The sequence below is a fragment of the Azospirillum brasilense genome, from assembly GCF_008365405.1.
Taxonomy (GTDB): domain Bacteria; phylum Pseudomonadota; class Alphaproteobacteria; order Azospirillales; family Azospirillaceae; genus Azospirillum; species Azospirillum brasilense_D.
Map to the genome: position 1 here is coordinate 242,682 of NZ_QOKV01000003.1, position 24,879 is coordinate 267,560.

Annotated in this window: 26 protein-coding genes and 1 other RNA gene; 15 read left to right on the plus strand and 12 right to left on the minus strand. The window is 69.4% G+C overall.

All coding sequences use genetic code 11. The features are described 5' to 3' along the window. The first annotated feature begins 188 nt into the window (after window positions 1-188). The gene (gene aqpZ / locus DS837_RS07890; RefSeq protein ID WP_119510096.1) at window positions 189-929 is read left to right on the plus strand and encodes an aquaporin Z; all 741 of its coding nucleotides are present in this window, start codon (window positions 189-191) and stop codon (window positions 927-929) included. Between the two features lie 281 nt (window positions 930-1,210). Here the strand turns inward: aqpZ and DS837_RS07895 are convergent, their stop codons facing one another. Both DS837_RS07895 and hisN read right to left on the minus strand, forming a co-directional pair. After that, window positions 1,211-1,738 carry a hypothetical protein gene (locus DS837_RS07895; RefSeq protein WP_149164230.1) on the minus strand — a complete coding sequence of 176 codons (528 nt, stop codon included), beginning with the start codon at window positions 1,736-1,738 and terminating at the stop codon, window positions 1,211-1,213. Window positions 1,739-1,756: 18 nt separating this feature from the next. Continuing rightward, window positions 1,757-2,539, minus strand: coding sequence for a histidinol-phosphatase (hisN, locus tag DS837_RS07900; protein ID WP_149164231.1), 783 nt, complete (start codon window positions 2,537-2,539; stop codon window positions 1,757-1,759). 142 nt (window positions 2,540-2,681) lie between these two features. Between hisN and nudC the strand changes: the two genes are divergently transcribed. Further along, the gene (gene nudC / locus DS837_RS07905; protein ID WP_149164232.1) at window positions 2,682-3,623 is read left to right on the plus strand and encodes an NAD(+) diphosphatase; all 942 of its coding nucleotides are present in this window, start codon (window positions 2,682-2,684) and stop codon (window positions 3,621-3,623) included. 56 nt (window positions 3,624-3,679) lie between these two features. On the opposite strand, the gene DS837_RS07910 is transcribed toward nudC, so the two are convergent. Continuing rightward, window positions 3,680-4,564: a prephenate dehydratase gene (locus DS837_RS07910; RefSeq protein ID WP_149164233.1), complete on the minus strand. Its 885-nt coding sequence runs from the start codon at window positions 4,562-4,564 to the stop codon at window positions 3,680-3,682. Window positions 4,565-4,578: 14 nt separating this feature from the next. Further along, complete coding sequence (locus DS837_RS07915) at window positions 4,579-5,361, minus strand: 3-deoxy-manno-octulosonate cytidylyltransferase (protein ID WP_149164234.1); 783 nt, start codon at window positions 5,359-5,361, stop codon at window positions 4,579-4,581. Between the two features lie 249 nt (window positions 5,362-5,610). Here DS837_RS07915 and DS837_RS07920 point away from each other — a divergent pair, with 249 nt between their 5' ends. The 5 genes from DS837_RS07920 to recR all read left to right on the plus strand — a co-directional run bounded on the left by DS837_RS07920 (window position 5,611) and on the right by recR (window position 9,319). Then, on the plus strand, window positions 5,611-6,150 hold the full coding sequence (locus tag DS837_RS07920) for a c-type cytochrome (protein ID WP_149164235.1): 540 nt from the start codon (window positions 5,611-5,613) through the stop codon (window positions 6,148-6,150). A gap of 135 nt (window positions 6,151-6,285) precedes the next feature. Further along, window positions 6,286-6,383: signal recognition particle sRNA small type (ffs, locus tag DS837_RS07925), an RNA gene on the plus strand. Window positions 6,384-6,482: 99 nt separating this feature from the next. Further along, window positions 6,483-8,342: a DNA polymerase III subunit gamma/tau gene (locus DS837_RS07930; protein ID WP_149164236.1), complete on the plus strand. Its 1,860-nt coding sequence runs from the start codon at window positions 6,483-6,485 to the stop codon at window positions 8,340-8,342. A 3-nt stretch (window positions 8,343-8,345) separates the two neighbouring features. Further along, the gene (locus DS837_RS07935; protein ID WP_149164237.1) at window positions 8,346-8,669 is read left to right on the plus strand and encodes a YbaB/EbfC family nucleoid-associated protein; all 324 of its coding nucleotides are present in this window, start codon (window positions 8,346-8,348) and stop codon (window positions 8,667-8,669) included. Window positions 8,670-8,725: 56 nt separating this feature from the next. Then, the gene (gene recR / locus DS837_RS07940; protein WP_145625141.1) at window positions 8,726-9,319 is read left to right on the plus strand and encodes a recombination mediator RecR; all 594 of its coding nucleotides are present in this window, start codon (window positions 8,726-8,728) and stop codon (window positions 9,317-9,319) included. 159 nt (window positions 9,320-9,478) lie between these two features. Here the strand turns inward: recR and DS837_RS07945 are convergent, their stop codons facing one another. After that, on the minus strand, window positions 9,479-10,675 hold the full coding sequence (locus DS837_RS07945) for a phosphoglycerate kinase (protein WP_149164238.1): 1,197 nt from the start codon (window positions 10,673-10,675) through the stop codon (window positions 9,479-9,481). A gap of 148 nt (window positions 10,676-10,823) precedes the next feature. Between DS837_RS07945 and DS837_RS07950 the strand changes: the two genes are divergently transcribed. The 4 genes from DS837_RS07950 (at window position 10,824) to DS837_RS07965 (ending at window position 14,893) form a co-directional block, all read left to right on the plus strand. After that, window positions 10,824-11,906: a class I SAM-dependent methyltransferase gene (locus tag DS837_RS07950; RefSeq protein ID WP_149164239.1), complete on the plus strand. Its 1,083-nt coding sequence runs from the start codon at window positions 10,824-10,826 to the stop codon at window positions 11,904-11,906. A 95-nt stretch (window positions 11,907-12,001) separates the two neighbouring features. Then, complete coding sequence (locus tag DS837_RS07955; RefSeq protein WP_149164240.1) at window positions 12,002-13,609, plus strand: CYTH and CHAD domain-containing protein; 1,608 nt, start codon at window positions 12,002-12,004, stop codon at window positions 13,607-13,609. An 11-nt stretch (window positions 13,610-13,620) separates the two neighbouring features. After that, window positions 13,621-14,244, plus strand: coding sequence for a ParA family protein (locus tag DS837_RS07960; RefSeq protein ID WP_149164241.1), 624 nt, complete (start codon window positions 13,621-13,623; stop codon window positions 14,242-14,244). 112 nt (window positions 14,245-14,356) lie between these two features. Beyond that, entirely contained in the window at window positions 14,357-14,893 is a 537-nt protein-coding gene (locus tag DS837_RS07965) for a DUF4405 domain-containing protein (RefSeq protein WP_149164242.1), read from the plus strand. Window positions 14,894-14,911: 18 nt separating this feature from the next. Here the strand turns inward: DS837_RS07965 and DS837_RS07970 are convergent, their stop codons facing one another. The 3 genes from DS837_RS07970 to DS837_RS07980 all read right to left on the minus strand — a co-directional run bounded on the left by DS837_RS07970 (window position 14,912) and on the right by DS837_RS07980 (window position 17,479). Beyond that, entirely contained in the window at window positions 14,912-15,676 is a 765-nt protein-coding gene (locus tag DS837_RS07970) for a methyltransferase domain-containing protein (protein ID WP_149164243.1), read from the minus strand. A 33-nt stretch (window positions 15,677-15,709) separates the two neighbouring features. Further along, window positions 15,710-15,919, minus strand: coding sequence for a hypothetical protein (locus tag DS837_RS07975; protein ID WP_149164244.1), 210 nt, complete (start codon window positions 15,917-15,919; stop codon window positions 15,710-15,712). A 105-nt stretch (window positions 15,920-16,024) separates the two neighbouring features. Next, complete coding sequence (locus DS837_RS07980) at window positions 16,025-17,479, minus strand: sensor histidine kinase (RefSeq protein WP_149164245.1); 1,455 nt, start codon at window positions 17,477-17,479, stop codon at window positions 16,025-16,027. Window positions 17,480-17,644: 165 nt separating this feature from the next. Between DS837_RS07980 and rfaE1 the strand changes: the two genes are divergently transcribed. Then, window positions 17,645-19,090 (plus strand): D-glycero-beta-D-manno-heptose-7-phosphate kinase, encoded by a 1,446-nt coding sequence (gene rfaE1, locus DS837_RS07985; RefSeq protein WP_149164246.1) that lies wholly within the window; start codon window positions 17,645-17,647, stop codon window positions 19,088-19,090. 69 nt (window positions 19,091-19,159) lie between these two features. On the opposite strand, the gene DS837_RS07990 is transcribed toward rfaE1, so the two are convergent. After that, a complete protein-coding gene (locus tag DS837_RS07990) occupies window positions 19,160-19,318 on the minus strand; it encodes an entericidin A/B family lipoprotein (protein WP_014239424.1) in 159 nt (52 codons plus the stop codon). A 124-nt stretch (window positions 19,319-19,442) separates the two neighbouring features. Here DS837_RS07990 and DS837_RS07995 point away from each other — a divergent pair, with 124 nt between their 5' ends. Further along, window positions 19,443-20,324 carry an alpha/beta fold hydrolase gene (locus DS837_RS07995; RefSeq protein WP_149164247.1) on the plus strand — a complete coding sequence of 294 codons (882 nt, stop codon included), beginning with the start codon at window positions 19,443-19,445 and terminating at the stop codon, window positions 20,322-20,324. 82 nt (window positions 20,325-20,406) lie between these two features. Continuing rightward, window positions 20,407-21,192, plus strand: a complete 786-nt coding sequence (locus tag DS837_RS08000; RefSeq protein WP_149164248.1) for a hypothetical protein — start codon at window positions 20,407-20,409, stop codon at window positions 21,190-21,192. Here the strand turns inward: DS837_RS08000 and DS837_RS33280 are convergent. Continuing rightward, on the minus strand, window positions 21,140-21,478 hold the full coding sequence (locus tag DS837_RS33280; RefSeq protein ID WP_425599236.1) for a hypothetical protein: 339 nt from the start codon (window positions 21,476-21,478) through the stop codon (window positions 21,140-21,142). The two genes, DS837_RS08000 and DS837_RS33280, sit on opposite strands and share 53 nt — an antisense overlap. Before the next feature lie 190 nt (window positions 21,479-21,668). On the opposite strand from DS837_RS33280, the gene lpdA reads away from it, so the two are divergent. Continuing rightward, entirely contained in the window at window positions 21,669-23,069 is a 1,401-nt protein-coding gene (gene lpdA, locus DS837_RS08010) for a dihydrolipoyl dehydrogenase (RefSeq protein ID WP_149164249.1), read from the plus strand. 116 nt (window positions 23,070-23,185) lie between these two features. On the opposite strand, the gene DS837_RS08015 is transcribed toward lpdA, so the two are convergent. Together DS837_RS08015 and DS837_RS08020 are read right to left on the minus strand one after the other, a co-directional pair. Next, the gene (locus tag DS837_RS08015; RefSeq protein WP_149164250.1) at window positions 23,186-24,145 is read right to left on the minus strand and encodes a tyrosine recombinase XerC; all 960 of its coding nucleotides are present in this window, start codon (window positions 24,143-24,145) and stop codon (window positions 23,186-23,188) included. 13 nt (window positions 24,146-24,158) lie between these two features. Then, a complete protein-coding gene (locus tag DS837_RS08020) occupies window positions 24,159-24,872 on the minus strand; it encodes a DUF484 family protein (protein ID WP_149164251.1) in 714 nt (237 codons plus the stop codon). Window positions 24,873-24,879: the final 7 nt, after the last annotated feature.

A 24,879-nucleotide genomic window follows, 5' to 3' on the forward strand; every position in this document is an offset into this window, starting at 1 on the left:
GAGAACTCGGCGCATCGTCGGTCCTGACATGGTTTGCCTGTGATTGGGCGGATCAGCCTTAGCATGTACGCGCCTTGCGGCGCGTCAAGTCCGCGTACGCAACGGTATCTTACGCCCGTCCGCTGGCGCCGGCCCGTCCGGGGGCGCAAAAAAGGCAGGAATGTGGCGACGCCCGACGAGGTGGTGACATGTCGATGTTCCGGCGCACGAGCGCGGAGTTTCTCGGCACCTTCTGGCTGGTGTTCGGCGGCTGCGGCAGCGCCGTGCTTTCCGCCGCCTTTCCGGAGGTCGGAATCGGGCTGACCGGCGTCTCCCTGGCCTTCGGCCTGACGGTGCTGACCATGGCCTATTCGGTCGGCCACATCTCCGGCTGCCACCTGAACCCGGCGGTGACCGTGGGGCTGTGGGCCGGCGGGCGCTTCCCGGCCAAGGACATCCTGCCCTACGTCATCGCGCAGGTGGTCGGCGCCTTCCTGGCGGCGCTGGTGCTGTACGTCATCGCCACCGGCAAGGCCGACTGGTCACTGGCCGCCAAGGGGCTGGCCGCCAACGGGTACGGGGAGCATTCGCCGGGCGCGTACAACCTAACCTCCGGCCTGCTGATCGAGGTGGTGCTGACCTTCATGTTCCTGATCGTCATCCTGGGCTCCACCGACCGGCGGGCGCCCGCGGGCTTCGCGCCTCTGGCCATCGGGCTGGCGCTGACGCTGATCCACCTCATCAGCATCCCGGTCACCAACACTTCGGTGAACCCGGCGCGCAGCACGGGGCCGGCGCTGGTCGTCGGCGGCTGGGCGCTGCAGCAGCTCTGGGCCTTCTGGGTGGCGCCACTGGTGGGTGGGCTGCTCGGCGGGTTGGCTTACCGCGCGCTGGCCGAGGAGATGCCGCCGAAACCGGCCATCACCGGCGAGGCCCGGCCTTCCACCTGAGCCTTTGCCACCTGAGTCCTTTCTGACCCTTTCCCTTCGGGTCCCTCCCGACTCAGCGGACCGTGCCCCTCCGGCGCGGTCCGTTTTTTATGGGAATGTTCGCCCCCACCCGGCCCCACCCGGCGGAAGTCACGGCCTTGTCGCGGGAACTTCGCGGGCGTCAACGGTTATTCAGGGCATCCGTTGACGCACTGGGAGTAGATCATGCGGCAGTTCGACCCCGATTCCAACCCGATGACCGACGAGGATTACGGCATCGTCCTCGGTCTGTTCATCGGCATCTACCTGGGGCTGCTGGCCGTCTCTCTGCTGCCCTGACCGGCGCGGGCCTTCTTCCAGTGGTCGGCCATGCGCTCCATGAGCTGACGGTAACGGCGGTCGGACCGCATCATCCGGCGCACCGCCTTGCCGTTGCGCGGGTCGGCGAGCATCCATTCCTCGGCGGCCATCTGGTGCTCCGGGTGGATGGACAGCATGTAGATCGCCGCCTGCTCCGGCTGCGTCACGGCCTCCTCCTTCAACCCCTCCAGGATCGCCCCGACATAGAGCGGCAGGACGTTGCGGAAGTCCTCCGGTCCGGTGCCGTCCTGGCTGGAGGCGTCGTCCCCGGCGCCCATCAGGGCGCGGCGCTCCTCCGCCGGCAGGGCGAAGAAGGCGTCCAGCCCCAGCAGCAGGTCGCAGACCGTCTTTTTGCGGACCATCCAGTTCGCCCCGCCCGACACCCGGCCGGCCAGCGACTGCAGGAAGGGGCGCAGCTTCTCCGGCGAGGTCTCGAAGACGGAGCGGGCGGGCGTGGCGATGGTTGCCATGGGCGTGGTCCTCCTGTCTCAGCCAGCCAGAGCGGCCAGCGTCTCGCGGTGGGTGCGGGCGTCGCCCGCGGCGACCACGCGCCCGCTGGAGGTGGCGTCGAGCGGCCGGCCGTCCCAATCGGTCATCAGCCCGCCGGCCCCGGTCACCACGGGCACCAGCGCCGCGAAGTCGTAGAGCTTCAGCCCCGATTCGACGACGAGGTCGTAATAGCCCGCCGCCAGCAAGCCGTAGCTGTAGCAGTCGCCGCCATAGACCGACACCTTGGCCGCCCCGGCCACCCGGCGGAAAGCGTCCTGGTCCGCGCCGGGGAACAGGTCAGGCGAGGTGGTCCCCAGGGTCGCCGCGGCCAGCCCTCCGGCGCAGGCGCGCACGCGGGCCGGCTGGCCGTTGAACAGGGTGGGCCGCCCCTCGACGCCCAGCCAGCGGTCCCGGACGATGGGCTGGTCGATGACGCCGAGCACCGGGCGCCCGCGGTGCAGCAGGGCGATCAGCGTGCCGAAGATCGGGCGGCCGGTGATGAAGGACTTGGTGCCGTCGATGGGGTCGATCACCCACACCCATTCGGCGTCCAGGTTCTTCGTCCCGAACTCCTCGCCATAAATGCCGTCGTCGGGGCGCTCGGCCTCGATGATGGCGCGGATGGTCCGCTCCGCCTCGCGGTCGGCGATGGTGACGGGTGAGGCGTCGGCCTTGTCGTCCACCGCCACCGGCGTGCGGAAATACTGGCGGATGACCGGGCCGGAGGCGTCGGCCAGACGCTCCGCCAGGGTCACCAGGGGGGTGGGGCAGGGTTCGGTCATGGTCGCTCCGCCGGATCGCGCGTGGTGGGAAGGAGAGCGGCATCCTAGTCGGCTGCTCTCCCGGCGCAAACCATCAATGCGGGGGGAGGGTTGCGCGGGACGCCGCTTCCCCGCTTCGCGGGCTTGTGGCAGCCTCTTCGCCATGCACGACCGCTCCTCCCCACCCGACCGCCCGAACGCCCGCCCGAACGCCTATGCCGGCATTCCGCTCGACCGCGCCGCCGTGCGCCGCAAGGACAAGGACTGGCTGAAAGACGCCTGGGCCTCGCCGCAGGCGCGCCTGCTGCCCGTGGCGAAATCGCGCAACTTCGTGACCGGCGATACCGACTCGGCTCGCGCGGTCGCCGTCGCCTGCGGTGGTGACTGGGGGGTGGAGCCGGTTTTCCTCGGCCTGCTGGACGGCGTGCCGCACTTCACCGTGGACCTGACCGGCCTGGAAGCGCCGGAGGAGCATCCGGCCCTGGCCGGGCTCGGCCGTTTCGAGGACCTGCGCGCCGTCGGCCCGGTGATGGAGGCGACGGAGGCCGGGCTGTGCGCCTACGCCCGCGGCATCACCTGGTGGAACGCCCGGCACCGCTTCTGCGGCGTCTGCGGCTCGGTCGCGGCGGGTGCCGAGGGCGGGCATGTGCGCGTCTGCACCAACCCGGACTGCGCCACCCACCATTTCCCGCGCACCGACCCGGCGGTGATCATGCTCGTCCATGACGGGGCCGGGCGCGTGGTGCTGGGCCGCAACTCCCGCTTCCCGCCGGGCATGCATTCGGTGCTGGCCGGCTTCGTCGAGCCGGGCGAAAGCCTGGAGGACAGCGTGCGGCGCGAGGTGCTGGAGGAGGTGGGGCTGGAGGTCACCGACATCCGCTACCACTCGTCCCAGCCCTGGCCCTTCCCGTCCTCGCTGATGCTGGGCTTCAGCGCGCGGGCGGTGACGCTGGACATCCAGACGGACCTGGAGGAGCTGGAGACGGCCCACTGGTTCGACCGCGAGTTTCTGCGGACCTTCACTCCCAGCGAGGAGTTCCGCCTCGCCCGCCCCGACAGCATCGCCCGCCGCCTGATCGACGAGTGGATCGCCGAGGGGGAGTGAGGGAACACGCGGCGAAGCCGTGGGAAGGGTGGGGGCAGGCGCGGCCCGCCCCTTCCTCAATCCTCGCCGATGCGCTGGCTTTCCTGATAGCGGAAGGGGTTGGCGGGGTAGACGCCCAGGATCTTCACCTCGCCCGCGCGGGCAAAGAAGGCCAGCTCCTCCAGCGCCAGACGCAGGGAGCGCTCCTCCGGATGGCCTTCCACGTCGGCGTAGAACTGGGTCTGGGTGAAGTGCCCGCCGACCATGTAGCTTTCCAGCTTCGTCATGTTGATGCCGTTGGTGGCGAAGCCGCCCAGCGCCTTGTAAAGGGCCGCCGGCACGCTGCGCACGCGGAAGACGAAGGTGGTGATGATCTTGGTCCCGGTCCCCGCGGCGGGCAGCGGCGGAGTCTTCGGCTCGCGGGACAGGATCAGGAAACGGGTGGTGTTGTGCTCCGCGTCCTCGATGCCGCCCTTCAGGATGTCCAGCCCGTAGATGTCGGCGGCCAGCGACGAGGCGATGGCCGCGTGCTGGGGGTCCCCCAGCTTGGCGATCTCGGCGGCGGCGCCCGCGGTGTCGGCGTGGGAGATCGCCGTCAGCCCCAGCTCCCGCGTCATGTTGCGGCACTGGGACAGCGCCTGGATGTGGCTGCGCACCGTCTTCAGCCCGGCCAGCGTCGCGCCCTTCGGGGCGAGGAGCTGGTGGTTCACCCGCTGGAAATGCTCGCCGATGATGTGCAGGCCGCCTTCGGGGAGCAGATGGTGGTTGTCGGCCACGCGCCCGGCGATGGAGTTCTCCACCGGGATCATGGCGAGCGCCGCGCGCCCCTCGCGCACGGCGGCGAAGGCGTCCTCGAACGTGGCGCAGGGCAGCGTCGTCATCTCCGGAAAGACCGTCCGGCAGGACAGGTCCGAATAGGCGCCGGGCAGGCCCTGGAAGGCGATCACGTTCGAGGTCGTCATCGGGAGGTCTTCTTTTAAAGGGAGGTGCGCTTGGCGAGGATCGCGCGGGCGCGCTCCAGGTCGGCGGGAGTATCGACGCCGAGCGGAACCGCGTCAACGACGGCGGCGTCGATGCGCATCCCGAAGGCCAGGGCGCGGAGCTGCTCCAGCCGCTCCCGCTGCTCCAGCGCCGACGGCGGCAGGCGGACGTAGCGCTCCAGCGCGGCGCGGCGGTAGGCGTAGAGCCCGATGTGGTGGAACAGCGGCCCGTCGCCCCAGGGCGCGGTGGCGCGGCTGAAATAGAGGGCGCGGCCGCGCCGGGCGCCGGGCGGCAGTTCCAGGATGGCCTTCACCACGTTGGGATCGGTGCGCTCCTCCTCCCGCGTGATCTCGACCACCAGAGTGGCGATGTCCACCTGCGGGTCGGACAGCGGGGCGAAAGCGGCGCGGACCACCGCCGGCTCGATGGTCGGCAGGTCGCCCTGCACGTTCACCACCGCGTCGTATTTCCCCTCCGGATCGAGCAGGCTGACCGCCTCGAAGATGCGGTCGGAGCCCGAGGGATGGTCGGGCCGGGTCAGCACGGCGGTGCCGCCCGCCTCCTCCACCGCCGCGGCGATCTCCGGCTCGGCGCAGGCGACCACCACCGGGCCGATCTCCGCCTCCATGGCGCGGCGCCACACCTGCACGATCATCGGCGCGCCGCCGATGTCGGCCAGCGGCTTGCCCGGCAGGCGGGTGGAGGCCATGCGGGCGGGAATGACCACGATGGGATTGGACGGCGGCGGGTTCGGCGTCGTCTTGCTGTCTGCGTTCATGTCGGCGTTCATGGTGGAACGGCCCCCTGTCGCGTCGGAAAGGTGGCGCGGGTGAACCATGGATCGCCCTTTGCGTCAAGCGGTGTCACTCCAATATTCAGACGGCCAACAGTCGGAAACCCGACATTCCTGTGGCAAGGGAGGGGGCCGAAGCGGTGACAAGCCGCCGCGGTCACGCTATCGTGCGGCGGAGAACCAGCCAGTCCTGGCGACGGACCCGCGGCACGACAAAAAGGGGAAAAAGACGTTATGAGCATGGAGTGGAACAAGATTTTCGGCGCCGTGCTGCTGGCGGGTCTGATCGCCATGTTGGCCGGCTTCGCCGCGGAAGTTCTGGTGCACCCGAAGACGCCTGAGAAACCCGCCTATGTGGTGGCCATGCCGGACGGCGCCGCTCCGGCCCCCAGCGGTGGCGCGGCCCCGTCCGGCCCCGCCGAGATCGCCCCGCTGCTCGCCAAGGCCGACGCCGCCGCCGGCCAGTCCGCGGCCAAGGCCTGCGCCGCCTGCCACAGCTTCGACAAGGGCGGCCCGAACAAGGTCGGCCCGAACCTCTACGGCATCGTCGGCGCCGCGCACGGTCATATCGACGGCTTCGCCTATTCCGATGCCATCAAGGGCAAGGCCGGCCCCTGGAACTACGACGAGCTGAACCACTTCCTCTACGACCCGAAGGCCTACGCGCCGGGCACCAAGATGACCTTCGCCGGCGTCAAGAAGGACCAGGACCGGGCGAACATCATCGCCTATCTGCGCTCCCTCTCCGACAGCCCGGCGCCGCTGCCGCAGTAACGCGCCTCGGTCTCATCCGGGAAAAAGGAAAAAGCCCCGCGTTCCGCAGGACGCGGGGCTTTTTCGTTCCGCCTCAAACGGAAAGCCGGCAGATTGGCCTTGCATAGGGCGGCCTTATCGCCGATATAAGGCGCGGGAGGCTGGCGGCGGACGAGTCCCTCGCCAACCCGGTCAGGTCCGGAAGGAAGCAGCCGTAACGAGTTTCGGCTCGGGTCGTTCGTCCAGTCTCCCACCCTTCCCCATAAAGTCCTGCAGTGAATTGAAACGGCGACAGCCCCGCGCCGTGACGCTATTCTGCGCTCCGTCGTGAAGCCGATTACCGGGCCAGCCGCGTGACCGATACCACCGTTGCCGATATGTCCTCTTCCGTTTCCGGGACGTCCGGGGGCCTCGCCTACCGGGTGCTGGCGCGGAAATACCGTCCGAAGAGCTTTGCCGAGCTGATCGGGCAGGACGCGCTCGTCCGCACCCTGACCAACGCCATCCATTCGGGCCGCATCGCCCAGGCCTTCATGCTGACCGGCGTGCGTGGCGTGGGCAAGACGACCACCGCCCGCATCATCGCCCGCGCGCTGAACTGCACCGGGCCGGACGGCACCGGCGGGCCGACCGTGACGCCCTGCGGCGTCTGCGATAATTGCCGGGCCATCGCCGAGGACCGCCACGTCGATGTGATGGAGATGGACGCCGCCAGCCACACCGGCGTGGACGACATCCGCGAGATCATCGACGGCGTGCGCTACGCCCCCGTCTCGGCGCGCTACAAGCTCTACATCATCGACGAGGTCCACATGCTCTCCAAGAGCGCGTTCAACGCGCTTTTGAAGACGCTGGAGGAGCCGCCGGCCCATGTGAAGTTCGTCTTCGCCACCACCGAGATCCGCAAGGTGCCGGTGACGGTGCTCTCGCGCTGCCAGCGCTTCGACCTGCGGCGCGTCGACGCCCAGGTGCTGAAGGAGCATTTCACCCGCATCACCGGCCTGGAAGGGGCGGGGATCGAGCCGGACGCCGCAGCCCTGATCGCGCGCGCCGCCGACGGGTCGGTGCGCGACGGCCTGTCGCTGCTCGACCAGGCCATCGCGCTGGCCGCCGGCACGGTGACCGCGCAGCAGGTGCGCGACATGCTGGGGCTGGCCGACCGCAGCAAGGTGATCGATCTGTTCGAGGCCGCCGTCTCGGCCAAGCCGGCGGAGGCGATGGACCTGCTGTCCGACCTGCACCGCGTCGGCGCCGATCCGGTGGTGATCCTCCAGGATCTTCTCGACCTCGTGCACAATCTGACGCGGCTGAAGGTCGTGCCGGACAGCGCCAACGACCCCGGCCTGCCGGAGGCGGAGCGCACCCGCGGCGCCGCCCTGTCGGCGAAGCTCGGCATGCCGGCGCTGACCCGCGCGTGGCAGCTCCTGCTGAAGGGGCTCGGCGAGGTGCAGGCCGCCCCGGTGCCGCAGCAGGCCCTGGAGATGGTCATCGTGCGGCTGTCCTACGCCGCCGACCTGCCGACTCCGGGCGATCTGATCCGCCAGTTCCAGAATCTGCACAATGGCGGCGGGCACGGTGGCCAGGGTGGCGGTGGCGCCCCGCGCGGCCCCGGTGGCGGGCCGGTGGCGGTGGGCGGCTCCGCCGTGCGCGCCGTCGCCCACCAGGCGCAGCCAAGCCAGCAGCCGAGCCCGCAGCCCGCGCCGGCCGTTGCCGTCGCCGTGGCGGACGAGGAGCGCGTGGCGATGCCGCGCGACTTCCGCACGCTGGTCCAGGTCTTCGCGGAGAAGCGCGAGGGCGCGCTCTACGGCCACCTGACCGGCAGCGTCCATCTGGTGCGCATGGAGCCGGGGCGGCTGGAACTGCGGCTGACGACTTTGGCCCCGTCGACCCTGCCGAATCGCGTCGGCCAGCTGTTGACGGAATGGACCGGCCAGCGCTGGGTCGTCATCGTGTCGGACGCGCCGGGCGAGCCGACGCTGATCCAGCAGGAGCAGGCTGCCCAGAAGCGTGCGTTGGAGGAGGCGGAGACGCATCCGGTGGTGCGCGCCGTTCTGGACGCCTTTCCCGGCGCGAAGATCACCGACGTCCGCGACCTCAAGGCGGCGGTCGAGGCCGAGCCCCAGGTTGCGGATGACGGGGAGAATCCCGACCTTATGGTCATGCAGCAGGACGACGGGGTTTATTACCCGCTCGACGATGAAGGAGATTTCTGACCCATGAAGAACCTCGGCCAGATGATGAAGCAGGCCCAGCAGATGCAGGCCAAGATGCAGGAGATGCAGGCCCGCCTGGGCGAGGTCGAGATGAGCGGCCAGTCGGGCGCCGGCATGGTCAACGTGACGGTGAACGGCAAGGGCGAGATGAAGAAGATCAAGCTCGACAAGTCGATCGTCGATCCGGAGGACATCGAGGTCCTGGAGGACCTGATCATCGCCGCCTTCAACGACGCCAAGGCCAAGGTGGAGCAGCACGTCGCCAACGAGACCCAGAACCTGATGGGCGGGATGAAGCTGCCGCCGGGCATGAAGCTGCCGTTCTGAGTTGTCATGGCCGGGTCGAACGCGGCCCGGCCACCCTTTAAAAAACGAAGCCGTGAATGATCGGACCTGAAATCGAGCGCCTGATCCAGCTCCTGTCCAAGCTGCCGGGGCTGGGGCCGCGGTCGGCGCGGCGGGCGGCGCTGCACCTGATGAAGCGCCGCGACAGTCTGCTGGTGCCGCTGTCCGAATCCATGGCGCTCGCCGCGGAGGCCATCCGCAACTGTTCGGTCTGCGGCAACCTCGACAGCCGCGATCCCTGCTCCGTCTGCTCCGACCACAGCCGCGACCGCTCGATCATCTGCGTCGTGGAGGATGCCGGCGACCTCTGGGCGCTGGAGCGCACGCGCGCCTTCCGCGGCACCTATCACGTGCTGGGCGGCACGTTGTCGGCGTTGCAGGGGGTGGGGCCGGACGATCTGAACATTCCGTCCCTGGTGGAGCGCGCGAAGGACCCGGCGGTGACCGAGGTCATCCTGGCGCTGAACGCCACGGTGGACGGGCAGACCACCGCCCATGTGGTGACCGACCGCCTGTCCGGCAGCGGCGTCTCCGTGTCCCGTCTGGCCCACGGCGTGCCGGTGGGCGGGGAATTGGATTACCTGGACGACGGGACGCTGACCGCGGCGCTGAAGGCGCGGCGGCCTTTGTAGCAAGGTTTTGTGAGGGGAAGTCTTGCCCCCTCCCTAACCCTCCCCCGCTTCGCAGGGGAGGGGATTGAACTCCCTCTCCTGCGAAGCGGGGGAGGGAAGGGGCCCGCGAAGCGGGAAGGGTGGGGGCCCGTCTCGACCACCCACCCACACCCCCGAACCTTACTTCTTCTTCAGCGCGGCGACGCCCGGCAGGTCCTTGCCTTCCAGCCACTCCAGGAAGGCGCCGCCGGCGGCGGAGATGTAGGTGAACTTCTCCTCCACGCCGGCATGGGCCAGCGCCGACACGGTGTCGCCGCCGCCGGCCACCGACAGCAGGCCGCCTTCCGACGTGCGCTCGGCGACGAGGCCGGCGACGGCGTTGGTGCCGGCGTCGAAGGGCTGGATCTCGAAGGCGCCCAGCGGGCCGTTCCACACCACCGTCTTCGCACCCTGGAGCTTCAGGCCGAGGAACTCGACCGTCTCGGGGCCGACGTCCAGAGCCATCTCATCGGCGCCGATGCCGTCCGCCGGAACGGCGCGGTGGGCCGCACCGGCCTTGAACTCCTTGGCGACGATGAAGTCCTTGGGCAGCAGCAGCTCGCAATTGGCGGCCTTGGCGGTCTCCATGATGGCGCGGGCCTGATCGGCCATGTCCTTCTCGCAGAGCGAGGCCCCGACATCCACGCCCTGGGCGAAGAGGAAGGTGTTCGCCATGCCGCCGCCCAGCGCCAGCATGTCGACCTTCTTCACGAGGTTGCCGAGCAGGTCCAGCTTGGTGGAGATCTTGGCGCCGCCGACGACGGCGGCCACCGGGCGCTCCGGCTTCTCCAGCGCCTTGGTCAGCGCCTCAAGCTCGGCCTGCATCAGGCGGCCCGCGGCGGCCGGCAGATGCTGGGCGACGCCCTCGGTCGAGGCGTGGGCGCGGTGCGCGGCGGAGAAGGCGTCGTTGACGTAGAGGTCGCCCAGCGCCGCGATCTGCTTGGCGAAGGCGGGGTCGTTCTTTTCCTCTTCCGCGTGGAAGCGCGTGTTCTCCAGCAGCACAATGGCGCCCGGCTGCACGCCGTCGATGGCGGCCTTGGCCTTGTCGCCGACGCAATCCTCGCCGAAGGCGACGGTCTGGCCGACGGCGGCGCTCAGCGCCTCCAGCACGTTGCGCAGCGAGTTCTTGGCGTCCGGACCGTTCTTCGGGCGGCCGAAGTGCGACAGAACCACGACTTTCGCACCCTTCTTCGCCAGCTCCGTCAGGGTCGGCGCCAGACGGTCGATGCGGGTCGTGTCGGAGACCTTGCCGTCCTGCATCGGGACGTTGAGGTCGGCACGCACCAGCACCGTCTTGCCGTTCACGTCGAGGTCGTCGATGGTGTTGAACTCGGTCATGGCTGCTGTCCCTACGGGTTGAACTTTTGCCGGGCAATCCAGCACAGGGGCGACCGCTTTGCAACGGCCCGCGTGGGCGACCGGTTGCCCCATGCGGCGAAAGGACCGGGCTCTGGGCGGGCGGGACCGGCGATCCCATCTCTATCCCATGAACAGGATCACCCCGCATTCCTCCGCGCGGCTGGCCCCCCGGCTGGCCTACGCGGCCAGCCAGTCCGCCCGCGTCGCCTGGTTCCTCGGCCAGTACATGATGGCCGCGCGGATCGGCCGGCGGATCACCGGGCCGCCGCGGCGAACCCCACCCGACGGGCGTCCGGTGCCCGGCACCCGCGCGATTTTGGAAGAGCTGCGCGCCCTGCTGGCCCGCGACCTCGCCAACATCGAGGCGGGCTGCTACCGCCTGCCGCACGACCTGATGCCCGACCCGCGCCGGCTGCTGACCGACGCCGCCGCCTTCTTCCGCGACGTGCCGGAGGTGTCGCGGCGCCGCCGCGACCATGCGGCGGTGGAGGTGCGCGCCAACCCGCCGCCCGGCAGCGCGGGGCTGCCCGCTTACTACCGCCAGAACTTCCATTACCAGACCGGCGGTTACCTGACGGAGGAGAGCGCCCGCCTCTACGACCATCAGGTGGAGGTGCTGTTCGGCGGTGGGGCCGACGCCATGCGCCGCCAAGTCCTGGTGCCGATCTTCGAGCATCTGAAAACGCGCCGAAGCGCCGATTGCCGCCTGCTCGACGTGGCCGCCGGGACGGGGCGCTTCCTGACCTTCGTGAAGGACAACCACCCGCGCCTGCCGGTGACCGCGCTCGACCTCTCCCCGGCCTATCTGCGCGAGGCGCGGCGCAACCTCGCCCCCTGGGCGCGCAGCAGCGCGCTGGTCCAGGCGGCGGCCGAGGCGATGCCGCTGGCCACCGGGTCGCAGGACATCGTGACCTGCATCTACCTGTTCCACGAACTGCCGCCGAAGATCCGCGCCCAGGCCGCCGCCGAGATGGCCCGCGTGCTGAAGCCCGGCGGCATCCTGGTCTTCATGGACAGCGTGCAGTATGGCGACAACCCGATGATGGATGGGCTGATCGACCGCTTCCCGCAGTCCTTCCACGAGCCCTTCTACGCCCATTACGCCCGCGACGACCTGCCCGCCCTGTTCGCCGCCGCCGGGCTGCGCCTGCGCGAGACGTCGCTGGCCTACATGTCCAAGCTCCTGGTGCTGGAAAAGGCGGACCCCTGATTGCGGGGACTGCAACAAAAGCGTCATGGTTCTGTAACTTGACCGGGGCTGGGGCCTGTGCAAAACGGGGACCCACCGGAAACGACGGGGCACGAATGGTGGTCGAAGCGGAGTCCAACCGGGAAACCGAGCTGAAGCTGGCCGTCAGGGCCGAAGACATGGCGAAGCTCCGGTCCTGCCCGGCGGTCGCATCCCGCGCCAAGGGAAAAGCCGGCACCAAGACCCTGGAAAGCACCTATTACGACACCGCCGACCGGCGTCTGGCCGGGCGGCTGGTGGCGTTGCGTGTGCGCAAGGTCGGCAGCCAGCATCTCCAGACCATCAAGGGCGCGCCGGAGCGCGGCGAGCTTGGCCGGGCGGAGTGGGAGCATCCGGTCGCCGGACCGGCCCCCGACCTGTCGGCCATCGAATCGCCGGAGGCGCTGGACCTTCTGGGGTCGGTCGGCGCGGCGGAGTTGCAGCCGCTCTTCACCACGTTCATCCAGCGCACCGTGCGCGTGGTGACGATGGGCGAGGGCGAAACCGCCAGCCGGATCGAGGTCGCCTTCGACAGCGGCGAGATCCGCGCCCCCGACGGCGCCTCCATCCCGGTGTCGGAGGTGGAGTTGGAGCTTCTCGAAGGCTCCGCCGCCGCCCTCTACGATCTGGCGCTGGAGCTGGCCCAGGCCGCCCCGCTGCGGCTCGACCCGCGCACCAAGGCGGAGCGCGGTTATGCGCTCGCCGACGGCACGGTGGACAAGGTGGTCAAGGCGGGCAAGCTGGAGCTGGACCGCGACACCACGGTGGAAGGCGCGCTGGCCCGCATCCTGCGCTCCTGCATCGGCCACATGCTGGCGAACGAGGCCGTCACCCTGATCGGCGAGGACGCGGAGGGCGTCCACCAGATGCGCGTGGCGCTGCGCCGCCTGCGCTCGGCGCTCGCCCTGTTCAAGGATTTCATCCCCGCCGCGTCCTACGCCTGGCTGGTCGGCGAGGTGAAGTGGCTGGGCGGCAGCCTCGGCCCGGCGCGCGACTGGGACGTCTTCCTGGCCGAACTGCTGGAGCCGGTGAGGGACTCCTTCCACCGCGCCGACGGTCACGGCAAGCCGCTCCAGGAGGACATCGACGCGCTCGCCGCTGCGGCGCGCGCCCGCCGCGACCGCGCCTACGAGGGGGTGCGCGAGGCCATCCGGTCGGAGCGCTACACCACCTTCCTGCTGAAGTTCGGCGCCTGGGTCGAGTCGCGGGGCTGGCGCGACCAGCCGGTCAGCGAGCATTCCGCCCGGCTGTTCGACCCGGTGGAGAATCTGGCCGATCATCTGCTGTCGCGCCGCGCCAAGAAGGCCCGGCGCGCCGGCCACGGCTTCGCGAGCCTGTCGGTGACCGAGCGGCACGAGCTGCGCATCGCCTTGAAGAAGCTGCGCTACGCGGCGGAGTTCTTCCGCAGCCTCTACGACGACAAGCCGGCCCGCCGCTACATCCAGGACCTGTCGGCCTTCCAGGACGCGCTGGGCCATCTGAACGACGTGGCGACGGCGACCCGCCTGCTGCACGAGCTGCACGACGACGGCAGCCGGCCCGAGCCGGGCGAGCCGCGCGCCGCCGGCATCGTCATCGGCTGGCACGCCCGCGGCGTGGCGGAGTCCGAACCGGCGCTCCGCGACCTGTGGAAGGAGTTTGCCGACGCGAAAGCCTTCTGGTCAAAGCCCGACCGCGAGGGGTAATCTTCCCACCCATGCGGACCATTCTCGTCGCCAACATCAAGGGCGGTTGCGGCAAGACCACGATCGCCACCCACCTCGCCGCGGCCAGCGCCGCCGCGGGGCACAGCACGGCGCTGGCCGACGTGGACCGCCAGCGCTCCTCGCTCGGCTGGCTGGCCCGCCGCCCGGCCACAGCCTCCGCCCTGGTGGGGCTGGACTGGGCGAAGGACCTGTCCGACGCGCCGAAGGGCATCCAGCGCCTCGTCATCGACGCGCCGGCCGCGCTGAAGACCAAGCAGATCGAGGATCTGGTGCGGATGGCCGACGTCGTCGTCCTGCCGGTGCTGCCCAGCGCCTTCGACGAGCAGGCGACTCAGCGCTTCCTCGGCAAGCTGGAGGAGCTGAAGTCGATCGCCAGGAACCGCAAGTCGGTGGCGGTGGTCGGCAACCGCCTGCGCCCCCGCACCAAGGCGGCGGACCGGCTGGACCGGTTCCTCGGCGGGGTCGGGCACAGCGTGGTGACCCGCCTGCGCGACAGCCAGATCTACGCCGACGCTGCGGCCTCCGGCCTAAGCCTGTTCGACCTGACCGGCAAGCGCGCCGCCGAGCACCGCGCCGATTGGGAACCGCTGCTGGCCTACATCGAGAAGGCGTGAGCGGGGACGGCGCCGTTACAGTCTGTTACGTTCGGGCATGGTGCGGGACATCAAGCGGTTACAATCCGGCCCCATTTTGGCCGCATTCCGTTCAACCCGCGAGCCGTCCCCCATGCCCTCCCTCACCTCCACCATCACCCGGCAGATCGTCACACCAGTGACCATCGTCCTGTTCGTCGTCTCCACCGTCACCGGGATCATGTTGCTTCTGCACTGGAACGGCAATCTGGTGCGCTTTTCCCACGAGTGGCTCAGCGTCGGCTTCTCGGCCATCGGCCTGTGGCATCTGGCGCGCAACTGGACGGCCTTCCTCCAGTATTTCAAGCGCAACGTGGCCCTGTCGGCCTTTGTGGTCAGCGTCGCCGGCTCGCTGGTCTTCACGGCGATGACCGGGAGCCCGGCCTCCACCGGCGGCCCCGGCGCGATGATGCGGGCGGTGGCGAACGCCCCGCTGGCCACGGTGGCGCCGGTCTTCGGGCTGGACGCCGACAAGGCCATCCAGGCGCTCAAGGCCGCCAACATCGAGGCGCAGCCCGGCGAGTCGCTGTCGGCCATCGGCAGCCGCGCCGGGATGAACGCGGTGGGCGTGGCGAACATCCTCACCGCCGCCAAGCAACCCAAGCCAGCTTCTAATGGGCCGGCGTCGTAACGTCCTGGAAGCGACCGCCTACACCCGCGCCACGAGGAACAGCCGCTTGAAGGGAAACAGCGTGCGGCCATCGGGGCGCCGGGGATAGGCGGCGTTCAGCCGGGCGCGGTAGGCCGCAAGAAAGTCGTCCAGCTCCGCGCCCGTCAGCGTGTCCAGGACGGGAAGCAGCGTCGTTCCGCGCGTCCATTCCAGCACCGGATCGTCGCCCTCCAGAACCTGGAGATACTCGGTCTCCCAGAGATCCAGGCGCCGGGTGAGCGGGGCGAGCCAGCCGTAATAGGTGTCCGGCGCGTGCACCGGGGCGGTGCGCAGGACCGGCGCCAGCCGCTCGGCCCACGGGCCGTCCGCCGCCGTCTCGTACAACAGGCGGTGCGAGGGCGCGTCGAAGTTGCGGGGCATCTGCACGGCCAGCACCCCGCAGGGGGCCAGCGCCCGCAGCAGGTCCGGGAACAGCCGCTCGTGCCCGTCCAGCCAGTGCAGGGCGGCGTTGGAGATCAGCAGATCGACCGGCCGGTCGGGGCGCCAGACGCGCAGGTCGGCCTGGAGCCAGCGCACGCGGGACGGCGTGTCCTGGGCGCGCTCCAGCATGGCGGGGGAATTGTCCACCCCCAGCACCACGGCCTCCGGCCAGCGTTCGGCCAACAGGCGGGCGAGCTGCCCGGTGCCGCAGCCGAGATCGACCACCGTCCGCGGGGTCAGGGAGGGCAGGGCCGCCACGAGGTCGTGGGCCGGGCGGCGGCGCCAGGACTCGAACCTTGCGTATTGTTCGGGGTCCCACGGCATGCCCGGCCTCCACCGGTTGAAGGGGTTTGGGGGTTATTCCTGCTCGCGCTGGCGGGCGATCCGCTCGTCCATGTGGTTGTAGTGCTTCGTGACCATCATGAAGATCGTCCCGATGCAGCCGATGGCCAACAGCCAGCCGCCATAATAGAACGCCGTATCCGACGCGCGCGACGCCGCCAGCAGGCCGATGAACGCCATGAAGCCCAGGATACCCCCGGTGATCCACTTGCCCGTGCCTTCCAAAGTCCCGTTCCCTTCCTTCGCTGCCGGTCCCGCGCGGGGCGTCCGCCCGGCGGGATGCCGACGGGTTGACCGTGCCGCGAATTCTGGTGGAGCGGGCGCCGGAAATCAATCCGGGATGGGCGAATCCGATGTGGGCATTTCGCCCAACCGGCCGGCACCCTCCACGACGATCCCCGCGGGAAGCTCCAGCGCGAAGACGGTGCCCGCCGCCGTGCTCTCCACCAGCCGCAGGTCGCCGCCATGGGCGCGCAGCACCTCCCGCGCGATGGCGAGGCCCAGCCCGACGCCGCCCGCCCGCGCGGAGCCGGCGAAAGGTTGGAACAGGTTGTCCCGCGCCCGCGGCGGCAGGCCCGGCCCGTCGTCGGCGACCAGCAGGAGCAGCCCGCCGCCCGCCCGCTCCCGCGCCGTCACCATCACCGCCGCGGCCCCCGCCTGGGCGGCGTTGCGCCCCAGATTGACCAGCGCGCGGGAGAGCTGGGCGGCGTCCGCGCGGACGGTCAGCCCCTCCGGCACCCGGTTGTCCCAGCGCAGCTCCGCCCGCTCCCCATCCGGGCGCAGGGCGCCCAGCGCCTCGGCCCCGGCCTCTTCGACCAGCGGGCGCAGCGGCACTTCGGTCCGCGCCAGGGGCAGCAGGCCGTCGCGGGTGTAGGTCATCGTCTGGCCGCACAGCTCCACGGCCCGGTCGATGGAGGCCATCAGCCGCGGCGTGACCCGCCGCACCTCCGGATCGGCGCTCTCGGCCAGCCGTTCCGACAGCAGGGCGGCGGTGGACAGGATGGCGCGCAGGTCGTGGTTGATCTTGGCGACCGCGGTGCCCAGCGCGGCCAGCCGCTCGCGCTGGCGCAGCGCGCTGCGGATGGTGGCCTGCATGTCGGCCAGCTCGCGCTCCGCCACGCCGATCTCGTCGGTGCGGGCGCTCGGCTGGAAGGGCGGTGTGCCGTCGGGGTCGCGGCGGATGGCGACCAGCCCCTCGGTCAGGCGGCGCATCGGCCGCACCAGCAGCCGGGTCAGCGAGACGAAGACCAGCACCGCCGCGATCAGCGAGATCGCCACCGACAGCGCCAGGATGCGGCCGGAGAAGTCGATCATCGCCCGGATCATCGGCCGCTCGTCGATCACCATCTCGACCTGGAAGGCCGGGTCCTTGGGCGACGGCCCGATCACCCGGATCACCCGGTCACGCCGCTGGGCCAGCGCCATGAAGGCGTCGGCGGCCAGCCGGGGCGCCATGGTGGCGCGCAGGTCGAAGACGGCGTCCACCGTCGGCGGCATGGAGCGGGACAGCATGTAGACGCGGCTGTCCGGCCGGATCAGCTCCACCGCGTGGGCGCCAACATGGGCCAGCAGCTCGTTCTGAAGCTCCATCGCCACCATCATGTCCGGCGTCGCCTCCACCGACAGGGCGGCGAGATGGGCGGCGGCCAGCCGCTCCTCCAGATAGGTCAGGCGGTAGCGCGCGATGGATGGCGTGTAGATCAGCACCTCCGCCAGCAGGACGAACAGCACGGTCAGCACCAGCAGCTTCGCCGACAGGCTTCTCGTGACGGGCGGCAGGGGCATGGGCGGCGTCCGGGGGCAGGGTCCGGGGGAAGGGATGCCGGAGGATAGGGCAGGATGCCGCCGCAGACCAGTTGCCGGACCTTATTATCCCTCTCCCGCACCGGGGGAGGGGATTCGAGCGCTCCCCTCTGGCGCGCCACTTCCAAGATTGGTAGTAGAACCGGCATGAGCGACCTTGCCCGTCACATCGACTCCCTGTCCCGCGCCAGCGTGCTGTGCGTCGGCGACGTCATGCTCGACCGATTCATCTACGGATCGGTCGACCGCGTGTCCCCCGAAGCGCCGATCCCCGTGCTGCGGATCGAGCGGGAGACGGCCATGCTCGGCGGTGCCGGCAACGTGGCCGCCAACGTCATGGCGCTGGGCGCCGGCTGCCGCTTCGTGTCGGTGGTGGGCGAGGACGCGGCGGGGCTGGAGCTGGTCCGCCTCGTGGCCAGGGAGACGGGCGACGGCGGCGGGCTGGTCGCCGAGCCGGGGCGCCAGACCACCGTCAAGACGCGCTTCATCGGCGGGCGCCAGCAGCTTCTGCGCGCCGACGCCGAGTCCATCGCCGCCATCGCGTCGGAGGAGGAGGTGATGGTCGCCGCCCGCACCGGCCTGCTGACGGTGGGCGCGGTGATCCTCTCCGACTATGGCAAGGGCGTGCTGACCGACGCTCTGGTGGCGCAGCTCATCCAGGCGGCGCGGGAGGCCGGGCTGCCGGTGGTGGTCGATCCCAAGGGCGACGATTTCGGGCGCTACCGTGGGGCCAGCGTGATCACCCCCAACCGCAAGGAGCTGATCCAGGCGACGGGGATGCCCGCCGACAGCGACGCCGAGGTCGAGGCCGCCTGCCGCTTCCTGCTGGACAGCTGCGGCATCGACGCGGTGGTCGCCACGCGCAGCGAGCGCGGCATGTCCGTTGTGACGCGCGACGGCGCCACCCATCTGCCGGCCAACGCGCGCGAGGTCTTCGATGTCTCGGGCGCCGGCGACACGGTGGTGGCGACGCTGACCTCCGCCCTGTCGGTTGGGGTGGAGCTGGCCGACGCGGCGCGGCTGGCCAATCTGGCCGCCGGGATCGTGGTGGGTAAGGTCGGCACCGCGGTGGTCCGCGCGCCGGAGCTGCTGTCCGCGCTGCACGAGCAGGAATGGCGCAGCGGCGAGGAGAAGGTCGATACGCTGGAGCAGGCCGTGGAGCGGGCCGAGCGCTGGCGCGCCCGCGGCAAGCGGGTGGGCTTCACCAACGGCTGCTTCGACCTGCTGCACCCCGGCCACATCGCGTTGCTGAACCAAGCCAAGGCGGCCTGCGACGTGTTGGTGGTGGGACTGAACAGCGACGCCTCGGTGAAGCGGCTGAAGGGCGAGACGCGCCCGGTGCAGACCGAGACGGCGCGGGCGACAGTGCTCGCCTCGCTGGCCTGCGTCGATCTGGTGGTGATCTTCGGCGAGGACACGCCGGAGGAGCTGATCCGCGCCCTGCGCCCCGACGTGCTGGTGAAGGGGGCAGACTACACCGTCGCCACGGTGGTCGGTGCCGGATTCGTGCAGAGCTACGGCGGCAAGGTCGTGCTGGCCGACCTCGTGGACGGCCAGAGCACGACCAACACCATCAAGCGCATGCAGCGCTGAACGCCGGGATGCAGAAATCGGGGCGCTGAAACCCCGGAGCCGAAGCTCCGGGGCGTCCGCGCCGCGCGATCACATCTTCTTCTGGACGCTGTCCGACGAGCGCTCCATGGCGCGGCCGCCGGCCTGCACATCCTCGCCCATGCCTTCGACGGTGTTGCAGGCGGCGAGGCTGGTGGTCAGGGCGGCGCCCAGGGCGGCGAAAAGGACGAGCTTCTTCAGGCTGCGCATGGCATTTTCCTCTTGAGGTCGAAAACAATCGGCTGAAAAACGCGAGAAACCCGTCAAAGGTTTCCGAAGACCCGCGATGCGGAAGGACAGTTCTCCACACTCAAACGGATAGGGGAGGGCGAGCATGTTCGAAGGGTTCACCCGCCACCGCATCGCCACCGACGGCGCCGAGATCCACACGCTGGTCGGCGGCGAGGGGCCGCCGCTCCTTCTGCTTCATGGGTTTCCGCAGTGCCACGCCCTGTGGAACCGGGTCGCGCCGCGTCTGGCCGAGCGCTTCACCGTGGTGCTCACCGACCTGCGGGGGTACGGCCAATCGTCGAAGCCGCCGGGCGATTCCGCGCACGAGACCTACTGCAAACGCACCAACGGGCACGATCAGGTGGCGGTAATGGCCGCGCTGGGCTTCGACCGCTTCCGGCTGGCCGGGCACGACCGCGGCGCGCGGGTGGCCCACCGGCTGGTCCTCGACCATCCAGACCGGGTCGAGCGCGTCGCCTTCCTCGACGTGGTGCCGACGCTGGAGGTCTTCGCCCGCATCGACCAGCGGATGGCGACCGCCTACTACCACTGGTTTTTCCTGATCCAGCCGAACAATCTGGCGGAACGGCTGATCGGGGCGGACCCCGACTTCTATCTGGGGCAGGTGCTCGGCTCCATCGGCAGCAGCGCCGACATCTTCGAGCCGGAGGCGATGGACGCCTACCGTACCGCCTTCCGCGACCCCGCCACCGTCCATGCCATGTGCGAGGACTACCGCGCCGCGGCCGGCATCGACCTGGAGCACGACCGCGAGGACCGCGCGGCGGGCCGCAAGGTGGCCTGCCCCGCCCTGTTCCTGTGGGGCCGCAACAGCGCGGTCGGGCGCCTCTACGACGACCCGCTGGGCATCTGGCGCGGCTACGCCCCGGCCATCGAGGGTCATGTGATGCCCGCCGGCCACTTCATCCCCGAAGAGGCGCCGGAGGAGACGGCGCAGGCGTTGCTGGATTTCTTCGCGGGGTGACTCTCACGCGGCGTGTCGCGCAGCCGTCTCTTTGCGAAAGCCCGATCCTCTTTCGGGCGCTTCATTGAGAAGGGACGCCGCCATGCGCTGCCAGGAGTTTCTGAATAATATTAAAACCTGTTTCGAGAGAGGATTTATTGATTACTCAAAGTTCAGAGAAATTGCCGCGGGTGAAAGTATATCGGGCGGGTGGGAGGTCTGGTTGCAGCTTGAAATTGCGTATGGATTCTTGAAAATTGCCAGCGAGAGGGGTTATGCTTCGAAATGTTCACGGGAAGAAGCCTATCCTTCTCAGGACATTAAGAAAATTAAAAAAGAGATCGACGGGAAAATGAATGAAGAAACAGATGAGGCGAATGAAATAAAACCATACATCAGTACGACAGGTCCCGTCCGCGACAAAAACTCTGCCGCGCGCGCGGATTTTCTCCTAAAGTGGAATATGGGGATTTTTGTCACGGATGATACTTATGTCGAGCTGAAATGCATTAACCAATCCCATAATAATCCAGTTAGGCACGCTTGGAAGCGCTTCGAGGACGACATCATCAAACAGACGGATCTTCTTCGCTTCAATTCCACCCTGAACTGCATATCGGTCCTCGTGTCGTGTGGATCCTTTACGGAAGAAGAAGTTCGAGGGGATGAAGCTGAGCTTCGCTGGCTTTGGGAGGCGGGCAAACGCGACGCCTATGTCTACGACATGAGAAATGAGCGCGTCAGCACACTTAAGGATGTTCGGGTGGACCGTGAATGCCGACCGTTCTTTATCGCTGTCGCAATCAATAATCTCCCGGAGTACAGAGGGCCCACTTTCACCCCCGAACTGTGGAGCAAGCCGTTGTCGAACGAAGGTGGGGGAGTATAAGGATCCAGGAATGACCTTCAGGATGGTCCGGCGCCTCAGGTCCCTGGGCGACAGCATCCAGGCCTTGCGTCCGCCGTTGATCCGGGATTTCAGTGCCGGTCCGCTCCTCCGTGCAAAACTCCATGACCCGCTCGACTCCGGCGCGGTTGTACCAGTTCCGGTCGAAGATCACGACCTCGCCTGCCGCGGGGAAATGGGGAGTTTCCTTCCCACGCCGATAGCGCGGCGTGGCGGGCCGAAGGCCGGAGAAGTGGCAGGCTTCGGGGCCTCGGGACAGGGGTGGCATCGCCGACGATCCTCATGTCAGCACGGGCTCCGGCTGTTCCCATGCCGGTCTTTCAACCCGGCATCCCTCCCCCCGGACGAACTGTCCCGTTGCCAGTTGGCGTGAGCGGCGGCATAAATCGGCGCGCGGCCCTCCCCGCTGGACGGGAAGGCTTTTGGCAAACACAAAAATGGCGGAAGGAAAGCCCCCAATGGCTGAAAGCACTTTCGACGTCGTCGTGGTTGGCGGCGGTCCCGGCGGGTATGTCTGCGCGATCCGTGCGGCGCAGCTCGGTTTCAAGGTCGCCTGCGTCGAGAAGCGCAGCGCGCTGGGCGGCACCTGCCTGAATGTTGGCTGCATCCCGTCCAAGGCGCTGCTCGCCGCGTCGGAGAAGTTTGAGGAGGCCAAGCACGGCCTTGCCAAGTTCGGCATCAAGGTCGGCGGCGTGGAACTGGACCTGCCGGGCATGCTGTCCCACAAGGACAAGGTCGTCAAAGAGAACACCGGCGGCATCGAATTCCTGTTCAAGAAGAACAAGATCGCCTGGCTGAAGGGTGCGGGCCGCATCACCGCCCCGAACACCGTCGAGGTCGAGGGGGTCGGCACCATCACGGCGTCCAAGGCCATCGTCATCGCCACCGGCTCGGAAGTCACCCCGCTGCCGGGCATCGAGATCGACGAGCAGAAGATCGTCTCCTCCACCGGCGCCCTGGAACTGCCGGAGGTGCCGAAGCGCCTCGTCGTCATCGGCGGCGGCGTGATCGGTCTGGAGCTGGGCTCGGTCTGGGGCCGCCTCGGCGCCGAGGTCACGGTCGTGGAGTTCCTGGACCGCATCCTGCCGACCATGGACGGCGAGGTGTCCAAGCAGATGCAGCGCATCCTCGGCAAGCAGGGCATGACCTTCAAGCTCGGTTCCAAGGTCACCGGCGCCAAGGTCACCAACACCGGCGTCACCCTGTCGGTCGAGCCCGCCGCCGGCGGCACCGCCGAGGAGATCGAGGCCGACGTGGTGCTGGTCGCCATCGGGCGCCGCGCCTACACCAACGGCCTGGGCCTCGACACCGTCGGCGTGGAGATGGACAACCGCGGCCGCGTGAAGATCGGCACGCACTTCGAAACCAACGTGCCGGGCATCTACGCCATCGGCGATGTGGTCGAAGGCCCGATGCTGGCCCACAAGGCCGAGGAGGAGGGCGTCGCGCTCGCCGAGCTGCTGGCCGGCCAGGCGGGCCACGTCAACCACGACCTCGTCCCCGGCGTTGTCTACACGTGGCCGGAAGTGGCCGCGGTCGGCAAGACCGAGGAGGAGCTGAAGGCCGCCGGCACCGCCTACAAGACGGGCAAGTTCCCCTTCACCGCCAACGGCCGCGCCCGCGCCAGCGGCACGACCGACGGCTTCGTGAAGATCCTGGCCGACGCGCGCACTGACAAGGTGCTGGGCGTCCACATGGTCGGCCCGAACGTGTCGGAGATGGTCGGCGAACTGGCCGTGGCGATGGAGTTCAGCGCGTCCGCCGAGGACATCGCCCGCACTTGCCACGCCCATCCGACCCTGTCGGAAGTGACCAAGGAAGCCGCTCTCGCCGTGGACGGCCGCGCCCTGCACATCTGAGGCGCGCTTCTCTCCCTCCCCTGCGAAGCGGGGGAGGCCCCTCTTCCCCCTCCCCTGCGAAGCGGGGGAGGGTCGGGGAGGGGGCAATGTACCTCCCTCCCTCCCACCCTCCGACCCTACGGCGTCTTCTTCGCCCGCGGGTGCGCCGAGCGGTACACCTGCATCAGCTGCTCGCTCTCCACGTCCGTGTAGCGCTGCGTCGTCGACAGCGAGGCGTGGCCCAGCAGATCCTGGATCGCCCGCAGATCGCCGCCGTCCGCCAGCAGATGCGTGGCGAAGCTGTGCCGCAACGCGTGCGGCGTCGCGGTTTCCGGAAGTCCCATCAGGCGGCGCAGGTCGCGCATCCGCCGCTGCGCGATGGCCGGGGCGAGCTGCCCGCCGCGCACCCCGACGAACAGCGGCGCGTCCGGACCCTGCTTGTAGGGGCAGGCGTCCATATAGGCCCGCACCGCCTCCGTCACCGCCGGCAGCACCGGGACGATCCGTTCCTTGTTGCCCTTGCCGGTGACGCGCAGGGTCTCGCCCAACGGCGCCTCGCGGCGCGTCAGGTTCAGCGCCTCCGAGATGCGCAGGCCGCAGCCGTAGAGCAGCGTGAACAGCGCGCGGTCGCGCTTGCCGACCCACGGCTCGTCCGGCTCCTTCTCCGACTCCTCCAGCAGCCGGTCGGCGTCCAGCACGGTCAGCGGCTTCGGCGCCGGGCGCTTGATGCGCGGGCCGGAGAAGGTGTTGATCGCCGGGTTGTGCAGGCGCCCGTCGCGGTCCATCCAGCGGAACAGGTTGCGCACCGAGGACAGGGCGCGCGACCGGCTGTTGGAGCCGATCCCCTTCATGGCGAGATGGGACAGCCAGGAGCGGAAATCCCTGACGGTCAGCGCGGCGAGGTCGTTCATCGACGGCGGCTTCGCCTGATAGCCGGTGATGAACTCCAGGAAGGTCGCGACGTCGCCGATGTAGGCGGTCAGCGTGTGGGGCGAGACGTTGCGCTCGCTCTCCATCCAGCGGCGCCAGTGGACCAGCGTGTCCTGCACGTCGGGCTGGGCGGCGAAACCGAGTACGGGATTCTGTTTTCCGGTCATGCGTTCCGTGGGGTCAGGCCGGCAGTTCGAGCCAGCCGCGGATCACCCGCTCGACCACGCGGGCGAGGAAACCGACCAGCTCCGTCCCCTGGCCACCGTGGAAGCTGTCCGGCTCGCGGCTGCCGAAGGCCAGCATGCCGTCCGGCGTCTCGCTGGACACCTGGAGGCGGATCAGGATCTCCGACCGCACCAGCCCGGCGCCGGGGCCGTACAGCTCCGGGTCGCCCTGGATGTCGGCGTTCAGCGCCACGTCGGCCTTGCCCAGCCAGCGGTCGACGGTCCCCGGCTCGACCACCCGCACGCCGGAGGTCTGGACATGCGGGGTGTCGTGGCCGTTCGATTCGACGATCAGGCAGGCGACGTCCAGGTCCAGAAGCACCGCCAGATCGGTGGTGATGGTCTGGATGAGCTGCTCGAAGCTCTGGGCGTCGAGGAGGAACAGCACCGCCGCGTGGATGCGGTTCTGGCTGTTCATGTTGGCGCGCGAGGTGCCGATCAGCTCGCGCTGCTGGTCCTTCAGCAGGCGGACCTCGCCGCGCAGCCGCTCGACCATGTAGGCCTGCAGGTCCACCACCCCGCGCCCACGGTCCTGCGACGGCGGGGTCAGGTGGTGGACCAGATCGCCGTGATGGACCAGGAAGTCGGGATGGTCCCGCAGATAGGCGCACACCTCCTCGGCGGTCGGCGCGTCCTTCCTCTGGGGGGTGTGTCCCGGTTCCCGGCCCATGCCGCCG

Coding starts and splice junctions, on each gene's coding strand:
- DS837_RS08020 (WP_149164251.1), bottom strand. CDS start 24,872: ATGGGCCGGGAACCGGGACACACCCCCCAGAGGAAGGACGCGCCGACC.
- DS837_RS07895 (WP_149164230.1), bottom strand. CDS start 1,738: ATGGCAACCATCGCCACGCCCGCCCGCTCCGTCTTCGAGACCTCGCCG.
- lpdA (WP_149164249.1), top strand. CDS start 21,669: ATGGCTGAAAGCACTTTCGACGTCGTCGTGGTTGGCGGCGGTCCCGGC.
- DS837_RS07960 (WP_149164241.1), top strand. CDS start 13,621: ATGCGGACCATTCTCGTCGCCAACATCAAGGGCGGTTGCGGCAAGACC.
- DS837_RS07950 (WP_149164239.1), top strand. CDS start 10,824: ATGAACAGGATCACCCCGCATTCCTCCGCGCGGCTGGCCCCCCGGCTG.
- DS837_RS07920 (WP_149164235.1), top strand. CDS start 5,611: ATGAGCATGGAGTGGAACAAGATTTTCGGCGCCGTGCTGCTGGCGGGT.
- hisN (WP_149164231.1), bottom strand. CDS start 2,539: ATGACCGAACCCTGCCCCACCCCCCTGGTGACCCTGGCGGAGCGTCTG.
- DS837_RS33280 (WP_425599236.1), bottom strand. CDS start 21,478: ATGCCACCCCTGTCCCGAGGCCCCGAAGCCTGCCACTTCTCCGGCCTT.
- DS837_RS07990 (WP_014239424.1), bottom strand. CDS start 19,318: ATGCGCAGCCTGAAGAAGCTCGTCCTTTTCGCCGCCCTGGGCGCCGCC.
- nudC (WP_149164232.1), top strand. CDS start 2,682: ATGCACGACCGCTCCTCCCCACCCGACCGCCCGAACGCCCGCCCGAAC.
- aqpZ (WP_119510096.1), top strand. CDS start 189: ATGTCGATGTTCCGGCGCACGAGCGCGGAGTTTCTCGGCACCTTCTGG.
- DS837_RS07945 (WP_149164238.1), bottom strand. CDS start 10,675: ATGACCGAGTTCAACACCATCGACGACCTCGACGTGAACGGCAAGACG.
- DS837_RS07980 (WP_149164245.1), bottom strand. CDS start 17,479: ATGCCCCTGCCGCCCGTCACGAGAAGCCTGTCGGCGAAGCTGCTGGTG.
- DS837_RS08000 (WP_149164248.1), top strand. CDS start 20,407: ATGCGCTGCCAGGAGTTTCTGAATAATATTAAAACCTGTTTCGAGAGA.
- DS837_RS07935 (WP_149164237.1), top strand. CDS start 8,346: ATGAAGAACCTCGGCCAGATGATGAAGCAGGCCCAGCAGATGCAGGCC.
- DS837_RS08015 (WP_149164250.1), bottom strand. CDS start 24,145: ATGACCGGAAAACAGAATCCCGTACTCGGTTTCGCCGCCCAGCCCGAC.
- DS837_RS07965 (WP_149164242.1), top strand. CDS start 14,357: ATGCCCTCCCTCACCTCCACCATCACCCGGCAGATCGTCACACCAGTG.
- DS837_RS07915 (WP_149164234.1), bottom strand. CDS start 5,361: ATGAACGCAGACAGCAAGACGACGCCGAACCCGCCGCCGTCCAATCCC.
- rfaE1 (WP_149164246.1), top strand. CDS start 17,645: ATGAGCGACCTTGCCCGTCACATCGACTCCCTGTCCCGCGCCAGCGTG.
- DS837_RS07955 (WP_149164240.1), top strand. CDS start 12,002: ATGGTGGTCGAAGCGGAGTCCAACCGGGAAACCGAGCTGAAGCTGGCC.
- DS837_RS07910 (WP_149164233.1), bottom strand. CDS start 4,564: ATGACGACCTCGAACGTGATCGCCTTCCAGGGCCTGCCCGGCGCCTAT.
- DS837_RS07970 (WP_149164243.1), bottom strand. CDS start 15,676: ATGCCGTGGGACCCCGAACAATACGCAAGGTTCGAGTCCTGGCGCCGC.
- DS837_RS07995 (WP_149164247.1), top strand. CDS start 19,443: ATGTTCGAAGGGTTCACCCGCCACCGCATCGCCACCGACGGCGCCGAG.
- recR (WP_145625141.1), top strand. CDS start 8,726: ATGATCGGACCTGAAATCGAGCGCCTGATCCAGCTCCTGTCCAAGCTG.